We start from the raw sequence: 13,118 nt of genomic DNA, 5'->3' as shown, positions 1-13,118 counted from the left end.
GCTTGTCTTTTTTTGTATAAAATCATCATAAGTGAAAGACAGTTTTGAAAGATGAATTATCGAATTTGTTGTAGTGGAATAGGAGAAATACTCATTAGAAATCTTGCAACGGAAATCATAAGTAAAGCAGTTTGTTTTGCTAGTTAGACAAAACAATAGCATTCAGAAGGGTTGATGAAAAATCTAGCTAATATTGACTAATCTTTGGAAGGCAAAAGTTGCTACTTTTATTTTTTAAAAGTAATAAATCAGAAAGGAACAAAATGCAAAATAAGGCTAAGCTTACACTATGTCTTTTATTCTTGGCAATGATTGCTCTTTTAGTTTTTCTCTATTTTTTCAGGCGCATTTACTGGAAATATGATGATCAGTGGATTATCGGTAAAAGAGAATGGGAGATAGTGGAGCGTTATGGTAAATTTGATTATGAAACGAAACCCGGCGCCCGAAAGGGATATTATATAGGACAAAAGAATCATTTTTTTGAAACTCATGGTAAAAAGTTGTATTATTTTATTCTTTTTGATAACAATAATAAAGCTAAAAAAGTCGTGATTGGTGGTCAGCCGGGAAAAGATTGAGTGATTGTAAAGGTAATATTGGAAGAGTTACTTGCTTATTACTTTCGAAAGTTTATAGTGCATCTCGAAGCTTAGTTGAAAAATCTAAGTTGTGAGATGTTTTTTTCTTCTACAAAGCCTTTTGTGACAGAGCTATGCGTTCAGAAAAATCTCTAGGATAATGAACCTGCTGAAACTTTTTTAAAATCTGGTAGATAGCAGGAGTGAAGCAAATCTGCTATAATGGTCTTATGATTATTTTACAAGCAAGCAAGATTGAGCGCTCTTTTGCAGGGGAGCTTCTTTTTGACAATATTAACCTGCAGGTGGATGAGGGTGATCGGATTGCCCTCGTCGGTAAAAATGGAGCTGGGAAGTCAACCCTGCTCAAGATTTTGGTGGGCGAGGAAGAGCCTACTTCTGGTCAGATCAATAAAAAACGAGACCTATCTCTGTCCTATCTGGCTCAGGACAGTCGCTTTGAGTCGGAGAATACTATCTACGACGAGATGCTGTTGGTCTTTGATAGTCTGCGTCAGCAGGAAAAACGCTTGCGGCAGATGGAGCTGCAAATGGGAGAATTGTCAGGGGAAGAGTTGACTGCTCTCATGACCCAGTACGACCAGCTGTCAGAGGATTTTCGTCAGAAAGGTGGTTTTACCTACGAGGCCGATATTCGAGCGATTTTAAATGGCTTCAAGTTTGACCAGTCCATGTGGCAGATGAAGATTTCTGAGCTGTCAGGCGGGCAGAATACCCGTCTGGCTCTGGCTAAGATGCTTTTGGAAAAGCCAGAACTGCTGGTACTGGACGAGCCGACCAACCACTTGGATATCGAGACCATTGCCTGGCTGGAGACTTACTTAGTCAACTACAGCGGTGCCCTGATCATCGTTAGCCACGACCGCTATTTCCTAGACAAGGTTGCGACCATCACGCTGGACTTGACCAAGCATTCCTTAGATCGATATGTGGGTAATTACTCTAGCTTCGTGGTCCAAAAGGAGCAAAAGCTAGCTACCGAAGCTAAGAACTATGAGAAGCAACAGAAAGAAATCGCTGCGCTGGAGGACTTTGTCAATCGCAATCTAGTTCGGGCTTCCACAACCAAGCGGGCTCAGTCCCGTCGAAAGCAGCTGGAAAAGATGGAGCGTTTGGACAGGCCGGAGACCGGCAGTCGCTCGGCTAATATGACTTTCAGAGCCGATAAGGTTTCGGGTAATGTTGTGCTGACCCTGGAAGATGCGGCTATTGGCTACGGCGAGGAAGTCCTGTCGGAGCCGATTAACCTTGACATTCGCAAATTTAATGCGGTAGCTATTGTCGGGCCAAATGGGATTGGGAAAACGACCTTGATTAAATCACTAATCGGTCAAGTGCCTTTCATCAGGGGCAAAGAGCAGCTGGGGGCCAATGTGGAAGTGGGCTACTATGACCAGACCCAGAGCAAACTGACTCCCAGCAATACAGTTCTCGACGAGCTATGGAATGACTTCAAGCTGACACCAGAGGTCGAGATTCGCAATCGCTTAGGCGCTTTCCTCTTCTCGGGAGACGATGTCAAGAAGTCTGTCGGCATGCTATCAGGTGGAGAGCGAGCGCGGCTGCTTCTAGCCAAGCTGTCTATGGAAAACAAGAACTTCCTCATCCTAGACGAGCCGACCAACCACCTGGACATTGACAGCAAGGAAGTGCTGGAAAATGCCCTGATTGACTTTGACGGCACCCTGCTCTTTGTCAGCCATGACCGTTACTTTATCAATCGCGTGGCCACTCAGATTATCGAGCTCTCTGAGACAGGCTCCACCCTTTATCTGGGTGATTATGACTACTATCTGGAGAAAAAGTCAGAGCAGGAAGCCTTGCGTGAGGAGACGGAGCAGGTTGATTTAGATAAGCCTGCCCCTGCCAATGACTATCAGCTTCAAAAGGAAAACCAGAAAGAACAGCGCCGGCTGGCCCGCCGCCTAGAGCAATTGGAAGCGCAAATCGAGGACTTGGACAGTCAGATCAGTCAGCTTCAGGAAGCCATGCAGGCTACCAACGACGCCAGTGAACTCATGGAGAGCCAGCAGCAAATCGACCAGCTGACTGCCGCCCAAGAAGAAGCCCTGCTCGAATGGGAAGAACTGGCAGAGAAGGTGTAGTATTTTTAGGGGCAGTCAGTCAGCCCGCTTTGAAAGGAGCTACTGATGACGACAGAAAACGATTGGTTTATGCGGCAGATCAAGGGAGCAGCCAATATGCTTGGTTCGGCGCTGCGCCTAACAATCCAGCATTTAGATCTGGGGCAGTTTGAAGATGAGCAAGGCCGGCAGCTTGATGGAGCTGATTATTTGCAAGAGCTGCTGGAAAGCGAGCATTTTGCAGAGGCTACTGATTTCGTTCAGGCCCAGATGAAGCGCCTGCCTTTCCATCAATATGAGATACTGGCGGACCAGTTCTTGCTTTATCTGGCCAGTCTGGAAGCCCCAGCAAAAGACCGGAATGGCTTGGATGAAGCCTATTTACAGGATTTGGAAAAGCAACTGAAAGAATTTAAGTGGTAAACAAATGGAAAATTTAGGCAAAGTTTTTCGTGATTTTCGTTTAAATGGGCATTATTCTTTGAAGGAAGCGTCGGGTCAGGTTTGCTCGACCTCTCAGCTGTCTCGTTTTGAGCTGGGTGAGTCGGACATGACCCTCTCGAAATTTTTAGATCTCTTGGATAATATTCATGTGACCCTTGAAAATTTTATGGACAAAGCTCGGAATTTCCAGCAGCATGAACACGTGGCCATGATGGGTAAGATTATCCCTCTTTACTACTCAAATGACATCAAGGGATTTCAGGACTTGCAAGCGGAGCAGTTAGAAAAGGCCAAGGCCAGCAGTGCGCCTCTTTACTATGAGCTCAATTGGATTTTGCTGCAGGGCTTGATTTGTCAGAGGGACAATCAGTTTCGCATGAGGCAAGAGGATTTAGATAAGGTGGCTGATTATCTCTTTCAAGTGGAAGATTGGACCATGTACGAGCTTATCCTCTTTGGAAACCTCTATAGTTTCTATGATGTGGACTATGTCTACCGTCTGGGCAAGGAAGTTATGGAGCGGGAGGACTACTACAAAGAAATCGGTCGCCATAAGAAATTGGTCTTGATTTTAGCCCTCAATTGTTACCAGCATTGTTTGGAAAGTCGTTCTTTTGATAAGGCTAGTTATTTTGAGGCTTACGTAGAGAAAATCATTGGCAAAGGCATCAAACTCTATGAACGCAATGTGTTCCTCTATCTCAAGGGTTTTGCGGCCTATCAGAAGGGGGAGAATAAGCAGGGCATCAAGCAAATGCGGGAAGCCATGCATATCTTTGAAGTGCTGGAACTACCTGAGCAAGTCGCTTATTATCAAGAGCATTTCGATAAGTTTGTGAAAGTATAATTTCCCAAATATGGGAAAAATAAAGAACCTCCCTCCATTTCTGATACAATAGTTTCAGAAATGGAGGGAGGTATTTTTATGAATCGACAAGCAGTGCAGCTGATTACACGGGCTGCTATTAATAAAATTGGGAATATGCTTTATGACTATGGAAATAGTATCTGGCTTGCTTCTTTGGGAGCTCTGGGGCAGACGGTCTTGGGCATTTACCAGATATCAGAGCTAGTTACTTCCATCTTATTCAATCCTTTGGGGGGAGCTATTACGGACCGCTTTTCCAGACGTAAGGTGCTGATGGTAGCAGACTTGGTTTGTGCTGGTCTTTGTATGTTGATTTCCTTTATCTCAAATGACCAGCTCATGATTGGAGCACTGATTTTTGCTAATGTGGTTCAGGCTATAGCCTTTGCTTTTTCTCGGCCAGCTAATAAGTCTTATATTACCGAAATTGTGGACAAGGAAGACATCGTGGCTTACAATTCTCATCTGGAATTGGCCTTGCAGGTTATCAGTGTCTCAGCCCCAGTTCTGTCTTTTATCGTGATGCAGTATGCGAATCTGCGCATGACCCTTCAGCTGGATGCCCTTAGCTTCTTTCTGGCTTTTGCCTTGATTTACTTTCTGCCCAATCATGAGCCAAGCAAGCAGAAGTCTCCCATCAATCTTGGAAATATCCTGAGAGATATCAAGGAAGGTTTAGTCTATATCCGTCAGCAAAAAGAAATCTTCTTTCTGCTCTTGGTAGCTTCGGCAGTCAATTTTTTCTTTGCGGCCTTTAATTATCTATTGCCTTTTACCAATCAGCTCTACGGTAAGACAGGTTCTTATGCAAGCATTTTGAGTTTGGGTGCTGTAGGCTCAATCATTGGAGCCATTCTAGCCAGCAAGGTTAAGGCCAGTATGGGCAACTTACTTGTAGCCCTGCTATTGACAGGTGTTGGAGTCGCAGTCATGGGCGTCTCTACCTTGCTACCGGTTCATCCCTATTTTTCTTATTCTGGTAATCTTATCTGTGAGCTCTTTATGACTGTTTTCAACATTCATTTCTTCAGCCAGGTTCAGACTAAGGTGGACAAGCAGTATCTAGGTCGCGTTTTCTCAACGATCTACACGCTGGCAATTCTTTTCATGCCTCCTGCGACTTTCCTAATGACTCTGCTACCAAGCGTCCACACTCTTTCCTTTCTACTGATTGGTTTCGGAGTGATGGGATTGGCTTTGATTTCCTACCTTTATCAAAAGAAAATACAAAAAAACTAGGCTGGAATAAATTCCAACCTAGTTTTTTGAATGTGAGTTTTCAAGTACTTCTTTGGTCTTTTTAAGCTCTTTTTTCAGTGAGAAATTTTTTACCATGCTGATGAGAAAGGTCGTGACAGAACCTAGGAGCACTGAAATCAAAATCAATATAATCAAGGGAAGTTTGAAGCTAAATAGGATAAAGCTAACATTGACGCTCTGCATATTGGCCAAGGAAATACCAGCAACCAATAGAACGGTAATTAAAAGTAGAATATAATGCAATTTTTCTTTCATAGTGATTCTCCTGTTTGTCTATTCAAACTCAGCCTTGCTTTTGACATCTCCGTATTCTTCCTGTTTTTCCAGTGCTAAGATGTCCTCATAAGCTGCCAATTTAAGATCTGAGCCATATTTCTTTTTCAGTGCTGTTGTTACCAGACGATAGGCCAAGTTTGCGTTACGTGATAAGATGGGGCCATGGAAGTAGGAACCAAAGACATTTTTATAATGAACACCTTCGCAACCATCCTCTTGGTTGTTACCATTTCCATAGACAACCTTGCCCAGTGGTTTTTCATCATCAGAGAGGAAGGTGCGGCCTTGATGATTTTCAAAACCATAGTAGGTCTCGTTGAATTCATCATTATGAATCTTGATGTCGCCAATGTAACGATTATTAGTCTGATTGAGGGTGTAATGTCCCATGATACCTAATCCTTCGATCCGTCGACCCGAGGCTTCGATATAGTATTGTCCCAAGAGTTGAAAACCGCCACAAATAGCCAGTACCACACCGTGTTCATTGATAAAGCTTTCCAAAGCTTCTTTTTTAGCTGGTAAGTCACGAGCTACGATTGTTTGTTCATAGTCTTGGCCACCACCGAAGAAGACGATGTCGTAGCTGTCCTTGTCAAAACCATCTTCCAGAGAGACAATATCAACTTGAACTCTAGCACCTAGCTTTTCTGCCACATATTTGAGCATGAGCACATTCCCATTATCTCCATAAGTATTCATGAGATCTCCATAGAGGTGGGCAATTTTAATATCGTAAGGGAAATTCTGGTTATCAAGAGAAGTGAGGGAAGTATAAACCATTAGTTCATCTCCTTTCTAACAACCTGACGCTCTGCCAGCAACTCTCGAAATTCAAGCATAGCGGTATATGTAGCTAAGATATAGGCATGCTTGGTTTCTTGTTGTTCAATGGCTTTGAAAACTGCTTCTAAGTCTTTGACTTCGCTAATCTGATCTGCTGGATAACCCGTTACTCGCAGTCGCCGAGCAATCTCGGAGTGACGGACACCACCGGCGATGACATGAGGGATCTCCATCTCTAAAATTCTCTCAAAATCAGCATCCCAGATCCAGCTGGTATCAATGCCGTCCGCATAATTAGCATTGAGCAAGACAGATAAGCTAAAGTCAAAAGGTGCAAGCTCAATCATTTCCAAGGCTTGGGTCGCCCCGACCGGATTTTTAATCAAGACTAAGGTACATTCCTTATTGCCGATTTTGAAAGTTTCCTGACGGCCAAAGACAGCTCGGCTCTTATCAAAGCCAGACTTGATTGTAGAAGGATCAACCCCAAAGAATTGAGCCACTGACACAGCAGCCAAGGCATTGTAGATATTGTAGAGTCCGCCGATATTGATCTGATAGTCTTGTCCATCAATAGTAAAGGCAGAGCGGTTATGCTCAAGAGCATTGAGAGCAGTCAAGCTGTAGTCTAGTTTAGGTCGTTTGAAGCCACAGTCCTCACAGATATAAGCTCCCAGATTGGCATAGGTGTTGAGCTCATACTTGAGGATATGCTCGCACTTGGGACAGAGGATGCCTTCAGTATTATAGTGAGCCAGCTGAGCCTGGCTTTTTTTAGTGTCAAATCCATAGTAGCGGACAGGATTCTTCAGGCTAACAGAGTTAAAGAGAGGGCTGTCCCCATTCATTAGCACTGTCGCTTCAGGAACTTTTGCAGCAGCATCCAGAATCATCTGGTAGGTCGTGTAGATCTCACCATAGCGGTCCATCTGATCACGGAAAATATTGGTAAAGACAAAGAGGCTGGGCTTGATATAGTCACAAATCCGAGATAGGCTGGCTTCATCTATTTCCAGCACAGCTATATTCTTGCCAGATTTGCCTTTTCTAGCAGTCAAGAAAGTAGTGGTGATCCCTGTAATCATATTGGCACCACTAGTATTAGTAGTAACTTCTCCAAAAGCTTCCTTGAGAATGCCCACTGTCAAAGCAGTGGTTAATGTCTTTCCGTTGGTTCCAGTAATCACTACGACTTCATAGTTCTTAGCTAAGTTTTGTAAAATATTTTTATCAAAGGTTAAGGCAATTTTTCCAGGAAGAGTAGATCCACGTCCCATTTTGCTGAGGACAAAGTGGGAGGATTTACCTGCCCAGAGGCCTAAAAGTGTATTTATCTTCATAAGAATTATTTTATCATAAAAAGTAAATTTGATTACAGAAAAAAACTACTAAAAGTGATATAATAGAAAAGAACGTTTTCTTTGATAGGGTGGATTGATTATGAATTTTCAACAATTGTCTAATCTCCAGTACTGGTCCAGTTTGTTTGGCAGCCCCTGGAGTATTTTGATTAATATCATTGATATTGCTTTGGTGGCTTGGATCTTATATTTCTTTACTAAGGCTGTTGCAGGAACAAAAATCATGATTCTCCTGCGTGGAGTTTTTCTCTTTGTATTAGGACAAATTATTGCAAATGTTTTAGGCCTAGCAACGATCTCTTGGCTGATTAATCAAGTTATTACTTATGGGGTTATTGCAGCAGTAGTGATTTTTGCTCCAGAAATTCGAACAGGACTCGAACGCTTAGGTAGAGCAACAGATCTTTTTTCAGCAACTCCTATGAGCTCGGAAGAAAAGCTTATCCAAGCTTCTGTCAAAGCAGTTGAGTATATGAGTCCACGTAAGATTGGAGCTTTGGTTGCGATTCAAGGTAGCAGAACCTTGCAAGAATATATTTCGACTGGAATTCCCTTGGATGCGGATGTATCAGGTGAATTACTGATTAATATCTTTATCCCCAATACTCCTTTGCACGATGGTGCAGTCATTATCAGAGATAATAAGATTGCTGTATCATGTGCTTATCTTCCTCTCACAGAAAATTCAAGGATTTCCAAGGAATTTGGTACTCGTCACCGGGCTGCAATCGGCCTATCTGAGGTTTCTGATGCTTTTACATTTATTGTATCGGAGGAAACGGGAGGTATTTCTATCACTCACAATGGTGTCTTCAAGCATGATTTATCTCTGCAGGAATTTGAAGATGAGCTTCGTAAGGTTTTAGCACCTGATCAACCTGTTAAAAAAGGTTGGCATCAGCGTATATTGGGAGGGCATAGAAAATGAAAAACTATAAACAAATCTGGTATATCCTCTCCTCTATCTTTTTTGCTCTGGTCTTATTTGTTTATGCAACCTCAAATAATTTCCAAAACAATGCCAATATTCGCTTAAATAAGTCTGAAACATACACTAATACAATTACAAATGTTCCAATTGACGTGAAATACGACAGCGATGAATATTTTATAAGTGGTTTCTCTTCTGAAGCAACAGTTAGTTTGACGGGATCGAATCGCTTGACCTTGGCCAGTGAAATGCAGGAAAGTACTCGGAAATTCAAAATAGTAGCTGATCTGACCAATGTTAAGACAGGTATCTCAGAGGTGAAACTAAGTATTAATAATCTACCTAGTGGCCTGACAGCAACAGTAAATCCTGATAAGATCACTGTAAAAGTAGGTAAGCGCGTGAGTAAGACATTTCCTGTACAGACAACTATCACAGAAAGTCAGGTTGCTCAAGGAGTTTCAATTTCAAGTGTCAACTTCGGTGATTCGAAGGTTACCGTCTTTACTGATGAGGACTACATGGAAAGAATTGACCATGTAGAAGCGGTCTTACCAGAGAGTGACGTCATTAGTGGTAATTATACAGGCGTTGCAACTTTGAGAGCTGTAGACAGTAATGGGACTGCAATACCAAGTGTCATTAGTCCTTATGAAACGACGGTGAAGATTACGACTAAGACGTCAGGTTCATCTTCGACAAGTACAAGCTCAACTTCTACGAGCTCTTCTAATCATTAATAAAACAGTTTATAACCTGAAAGGAATAATAGAATAATGGGAAAATATTTTGGAACCGATGGTGTTCGCGGAGAAGCAAATGTGGAATTGACGCCTGAATTGGCCTTTAAATTAGGTCGTTTTGGCGGTTATGTTCTGAGCCAGCACGAAAGTGAAGTGCCCAAGGTCTTCGTTGGACGTGATACACGGATTTCAGGAGAAATGTTAGAAAGCGCCTTGATTGCAGGTCTTTTATCAGTTGGTATTCATGTTTATAAACTTGGAGTTATTGCAACTCCAGGTGTAGCTTATTTGGTTAAGTCAGAAAAAGCAAGCGCCGGAGTTATGATTTCGGCCAGCCATAACCCAGCACTGGATAATGGTATCAAGTTCTTTGGTGGTGACGGCTATAAGTTGGATGATGATCGAGAACTAGAAATTGAAGCACTGCTTGATGCGACTGAAGATACTTTGCCACGTCCAAGTGCTGAGGGACTCGGAACTCTTGTTGATTATCCAGAAGGACTACGCAAGTATCAACAATACCTAGTTTCAACTGGTTTAGAGCTAGAAGGAATGCATGTTGCTCTAGACACGGCTAATGGTGCTGCTTCAACAAGTGCCCGTCAGATTTTTGCTGATTTGGGCGCTCAATTGACTGTTATTGGAGAAAACCCAGATGGCCTCAATATTAACTTGAATGTTGGTTCGACTCATCCTGAAGCTTTACAAGAGACTGTAAGAGAATCTGGCGCAGCTATTGGTTTAGCTTTTGATGGAGATAGTGATCGTCTGATTGCTGTGGATGAGAATGGTGAGCTGGTAGATGGTGATAAGATTATGTACATCATCGGTAAGTATCTATCTGAAAAAGGTCAGTTGGCTCAAAATACTATTGTGACTACAGTTATGTCTAACCTTGGTTTCCATAAGGCATTAGATCGAGAAGGAATTCAAAAGGCTGTAACAGCTGTTGGAGACCGTTATGTAGTAGAAGAGATGCGCCAATCTGGCTATAATCTTGGCGGTGAACAGTCTGGACATGTGATTATTATGGATTATAATACAACAGGTGACGGTCAGTTAACTGCTGTACAATTAACCAAAATCATGAAAGAGACTGGTAAAAAATTATCAGAACTTGCATCTGAAGTAACTATTTATCCTCAGAAATTAGTCAATATTCGAGTAGAAAATAGCATGAAGGACAAGGCGATGGAAGTCCCTGCTATCAAATCAATCATTGAAGAAATGGAAGCAAAAATGGCTGGAAATGGACGGATTTTAGTTCGTCCAAGTGGAACTGAACCATTACTTCGCGTAATGGCGGAAGCTCCAAGTCATGAGGAAGTTGATTTCTATGTTGATACGATTGCGGATGTCGTTCGTGCAGAAATTGGTATTGAATAAATAACTATGAAAACAAAGAAGTAGCATTGATTTTGCTACTTTTTTGTATGAAATGAATCCATTTACATATATATCTTGTACTATAACTGATTTTTTTGTTATTTTTCTATAAAACATTTCCTACTTTTCTGTATTTTAGGTATAATAAAATATGAAGGAGGGAATAATGAATGAAAGAAAAAAATAATCTTGTTCTTAAATTCTTTATTTTGTTGTCGGCTATTGTTTTTGGTCTTGGAGTAACAAAATCAGCTCAAGCGACTGAAGTTACTGACTATACAAACAATGTTACTATAACTAAAAATGGTAGTCCTCTAACTAGCGATACAACAGTTACGACAAATGAGACCTTAGCTGTGACAAGTGACATTACTTTTCCGGATTCACAAGCTATTAATAGCGGTGATACCCTTACTCTGAAGCTGCCTCAAGAGTTAACTCTTATTACAGTTTTGAATTTTAATGTCATTGATGTCAAAAATGATAAGGGTGAAGTTGTTGGTACCGCTCAAGTAGATCCGAACAATCAGACGGTGACAGTAACTTTCAGTGATTACTTCTCTCGTTTGCCTGAAAATAAGAGAATGTCTCTAAATTTCAATGTTCGATTAAATAATGACACAGTCAAAGAGTCTGGCCCTGTTTCATTCCGTTTTGGTCAAACTGACTTTTCTTTCCAATATAAAAAGGATGATGGTCAAGCTGGTGAGTACGAGATGAAATATGGTTACCAAGATAAATCAGACCCAAGCATTGTTAAATGGCGTATCATCCTAAACGCTCGACAAGATATGCTTCGTGGAATGGTTATTTCTGATAATTTTGGTGATGGCTTAACTCTTGTCCCAGGAAGTTTACGAGCTGTGCGCTATGCACCAGTTCAAGGAGGAATTCGTAACGAAGCCCATCTTTTAACTCTACCTGTACTTGACAATTTTACAAAGAAAGCAGTTCTTTCTAAAAATGCAAATGGCGACGTAAATGGATTCACCATCAACTTTGGTGATAATTACAATTGGCCAATGTATATTGAATACTCAACTCGTGTAGCGCCAGGAACTAAAGTAGGTGATACAGTAAATAATAAATTATCTTGGTCAGCTACAAACTTCCCAGGAGAACGAACAATCAATCGCTCACTTAGATTGGAAGCTGGTTCGGGAGATGGAAGTGCCGAACGCTCAAAAGATGTTGTAATCAAAGCTCAAAAAACTCTGGTCGGTAAAGAATTGACTAAGGGACAATTTAGTTTTGGCCTTTATGATGACAAGGGGCAACTTTTACAGACAGCGACTAATGAAGCTGATGGTTCTATTAATTTCGCAGCAATCAATTATAGTCAAGCTGGTACATTCAACTATGTAATTAAAGAAATTCCAGGCCAGGAAGATGGCTACACTTATGATGCTAAAGAGGTTAAAGTAACAGTTAAAGTTGTTGATGTATTGGGTGAAAAATTTGGTTCAGTTTCTTATGATGGAGACGCGACTTTTACCAATACATATAAACCAGTAACCTCTGTATCAGGTCATAAAACATGGGTTAATGATACAAACATGACTCGTCCACAGAGTATTACAGTTAATCTATATGCTAACAATCAAGTAGTAGCATCTAAAGTTGTCAGTGAAGCTGATGGCTGGAACTACACATTTAGTGGTCTTCCAGTAAATGATGAAAATGGTCAAAAAATTACCTATACAATTGGTGAAGATGCCATTGTAAACTATAGTTCAAAAGTTGAAGGTTATGACTTAATTAATACCTATGATCCGCCAACTATTCCATCAGACCCAGGAGAGCCTGGAAAGGATAAACCAAGCAATCCAGGTGGAGGCGATCCGAATGATCCTGGTCGTAAAACACCAGATCCAAAAGTAGAAGATCCAAAAGGATCAAATAAACAAGATCCAAAAACACCAGGAACCAAGAAAACTGACAATAAGCCAACCTTGCCAAAAACGGGTGAGCAAGCAGCGATCTGGTTGTCAGTAGCTGGGGTCTCAATTTTGGTTATTCTTGGTGGTGTATTTGTAGTCTTAAGAAAGAAAAATAAACAATAATTGATGGCTTAAAAAATAAGAAGTCAGTTTTTAAGTGATCAAAATAATTTGAAAGAAGATAAGGTTTATCATTTTTATCCCTTTCTTCTTTCTTTTTTTATTTGAAGCGACTAGCATTTGAAAAATACTATCAATCATGTTAGAATAAGTCTATAAAAATATAAGAGGTAATTATTGTGGCTTTTGGAGATGAAGGAAAACGCAAAAAAACAGGATTTGAAAAATTAACAATGGTCGTTGTGGTAATCATGATTGTGGTAACAGTCGGAGCCATTATTGCTAGTGCAGTCAGCGCTATTTTGAGATAATTTTAA

13 protein-coding genes are annotated in these 13,118 nt (G+C 41.2%); 10 read left to right on the top strand and 3 right to left on the bottom strand.

The features are described from left to right. The first annotated feature begins 263 nt into the window (after nt 1-263). The 5 genes from PCY09_RS03075 to PCY09_RS03055 all read left to right on the top strand — a co-directional run bounded on the left by PCY09_RS03075 (nt 264) and on the right by PCY09_RS03055 (nt 5,237). Nucleotides 264-581 carry a hypothetical protein gene (locus tag PCY09_RS03075; RefSeq protein ID WP_227250335.1) on the top strand — a complete coding sequence of 106 codons (318 nt, stop codon included), beginning with the start codon at nt 264-266 and terminating at the stop codon, nt 579-581. Between the two features lie 230 nt (nt 582-811). Further along, nucleotides 812-2,707: an ABC-F family ATP-binding cassette domain-containing protein gene (locus PCY09_RS03070; protein ID WP_125392227.1), complete on the top strand. Its 1,896-nt coding sequence runs from the start codon at nt 812-814 to the stop codon at nt 2,705-2,707. Between the two features lie 45 nt (nt 2,708-2,752). Beyond that, nucleotides 2,753-3,109 (top strand): hypothetical protein, encoded by a 357-nt coding sequence (locus PCY09_RS03065; protein WP_061583753.1) that lies wholly within the window; start codon nt 2,753-2,755, stop codon nt 3,107-3,109. Between the two features lie 4 nt (nt 3,110-3,113). Next, nucleotides 3,114-3,977 carry an XRE/MutR family transcriptional regulator gene (locus tag PCY09_RS03060; protein WP_070493809.1) on the top strand — a complete coding sequence of 288 codons (864 nt, stop codon included), beginning with the start codon at nt 3,114-3,116 and terminating at the stop codon, nt 3,975-3,977. A gap of 78 nt (nt 3,978-4,055) precedes the next feature. Further along, on the top strand, nt 4,056-5,237 hold the full coding sequence (locus tag PCY09_RS03055) for an MFS transporter (RefSeq protein WP_048779706.1): 1,182 nt from the start codon (nt 4,056-4,058) through the stop codon (nt 5,235-5,237). Nucleotides 5,238-5,255: 18 nt separating this feature from the next. Here PCY09_RS03055 and PCY09_RS03050 read toward each other — a convergent pair whose 3' ends face one another. From PCY09_RS03050 to murT, 3 genes are read right to left on the bottom strand one after another with little or no spacing between them, the layout of a single operon-like run. Then, the gene (locus PCY09_RS03050) at nt 5,256-5,513 is read right to left on the bottom strand and encodes a lipopolysaccharide assembly protein LapA domain-containing protein (protein ID WP_048779704.1); all 258 of its coding nucleotides are present in this window, start codon (nt 5,511-5,513) and stop codon (nt 5,256-5,258) included. 18 nt (nt 5,514-5,531) lie between these two features. Beyond that, nucleotides 5,532-6,317 (bottom strand): lipid II isoglutaminyl synthase subunit GatD, encoded by a 786-nt coding sequence (gatD, locus tag PCY09_RS03045; protein WP_125392228.1) that lies wholly within the window; start codon nt 6,315-6,317, stop codon nt 5,532-5,534. Beyond that, the gene (gene murT, locus PCY09_RS03040; RefSeq protein WP_125392229.1) at nt 6,317-7,660 is read right to left on the bottom strand and encodes a lipid II isoglutaminyl synthase subunit MurT; all 1,344 of its coding nucleotides are present in this window, start codon (nt 7,658-7,660) and stop codon (nt 6,317-6,319) included. The genes gatD and murT overlap by 1 nt, the downstream gene beginning before the upstream one ends. A 100-nt stretch (nt 7,661-7,760) precedes the next feature. On the opposite strand from murT, the gene cdaA reads away from it, so the two are divergent. The 5 genes from cdaA to PCY09_RS03015 all read left to right on the top strand — a co-directional run bounded on the left by cdaA (nt 7,761) and on the right by PCY09_RS03015 (nt 13,112). Continuing rightward, nucleotides 7,761-8,609, top strand: a complete 849-nt coding sequence (gene cdaA, locus PCY09_RS03035) for a diadenylate cyclase CdaA (protein WP_125392230.1) — start codon at nt 7,761-7,763, stop codon at nt 8,607-8,609. Next, nucleotides 8,606-9,352, top strand: a complete 747-nt coding sequence (locus PCY09_RS03030) for a YbbR-like domain-containing protein (protein WP_125392231.1) — start codon at nt 8,606-8,608, stop codon at nt 9,350-9,352. The genes cdaA and PCY09_RS03030 overlap by 4 nt, the downstream gene beginning before the upstream one ends. A gap of 36 nt (nt 9,353-9,388) precedes the next feature. Then, complete coding sequence (gene glmM, locus PCY09_RS03025) at nt 9,389-10,741, top strand: phosphoglucosamine mutase (RefSeq protein ID WP_045635000.1); 1,353 nt, start codon at nt 9,389-9,391, stop codon at nt 10,739-10,741. A gap of 170 nt (nt 10,742-10,911) precedes the next feature. Beyond that, nucleotides 10,912-12,804 (top strand): Cna B-type domain-containing protein, encoded by a 1,893-nt coding sequence (locus tag PCY09_RS03020; protein WP_125392232.1) that lies wholly within the window; start codon nt 10,912-10,914, stop codon nt 12,802-12,804. A 176-nt stretch (nt 12,805-12,980) separates the two neighbouring features. After that, entirely contained in the window at nt 12,981-13,112 is a 132-nt protein-coding gene (locus tag PCY09_RS03015) for a DUF4044 domain-containing protein (RefSeq protein ID WP_012000341.1), read from the top strand. The last annotated feature ends 6 nt before the right edge of the window (nt 13,113-13,118 follow it).

The sequence above is a fragment of the Streptococcus sp. SG2 genome (assembly GCF_030439925.1).
GTDB classification, from domain to species: domain Bacteria; phylum Bacillota; class Bacilli; order Lactobacillales; family Streptococcaceae; genus Streptococcus; species Streptococcus gordonii.
Note: the sequence above shows the minus strand (reverse complement) of the source record. Positions and strands in the feature narration are given on the sequence as shown.

Coding starts and splice junctions, on each gene's coding strand:
- PCY09_RS03075 (WP_227250335.1), top strand. CDS start 264: ATGCAAAATAAGGCTAAGCTTACACTATGTCTTTTATTCTTGGCAATG.
- PCY09_RS03070 (WP_125392227.1), top strand. CDS start 812: ATGATTATTTTACAAGCAAGCAAGATTGAGCGCTCTTTTGCAGGGGAG.
- PCY09_RS03065 (WP_061583753.1), top strand. CDS start 2,753: ATGACGACAGAAAACGATTGGTTTATGCGGCAGATCAAGGGAGCAGCC.
- PCY09_RS03060 (WP_070493809.1), top strand. CDS start 3,114: ATGGAAAATTTAGGCAAAGTTTTTCGTGATTTTCGTTTAAATGGGCAT.
- PCY09_RS03055 (WP_048779706.1), top strand. CDS start 4,056: ATGAATCGACAAGCAGTGCAGCTGATTACACGGGCTGCTATTAATAAA.
- PCY09_RS03050 (WP_048779704.1), bottom strand. CDS start 5,513: ATGAAAGAAAAATTGCATTATATTCTACTTTTAATTACCGTTCTATTG.
- gatD (WP_125392228.1), bottom strand. CDS start 6,317: ATGGTTTATACTTCCCTCACTTCTCTTGATAACCAGAATTTCCCTTAC.
- murT (WP_125392229.1), bottom strand. CDS start 7,660: ATGAAGATAAATACACTTTTAGGCCTCTGGGCAGGTAAATCCTCCCAC.
- cdaA (WP_125392230.1), top strand. CDS start 7,761: ATGAATTTTCAACAATTGTCTAATCTCCAGTACTGGTCCAGTTTGTTT.
- PCY09_RS03030 (WP_125392231.1), top strand. CDS start 8,606: ATGAAAAACTATAAACAAATCTGGTATATCCTCTCCTCTATCTTTTTT.
- glmM (WP_045635000.1), top strand. CDS start 9,389: ATGGGAAAATATTTTGGAACCGATGGTGTTCGCGGAGAAGCAAATGTG.
- PCY09_RS03020 (WP_125392232.1), top strand. CDS start 10,912: ATGAAAGAAAAAAATAATCTTGTTCTTAAATTCTTTATTTTGTTGTCG.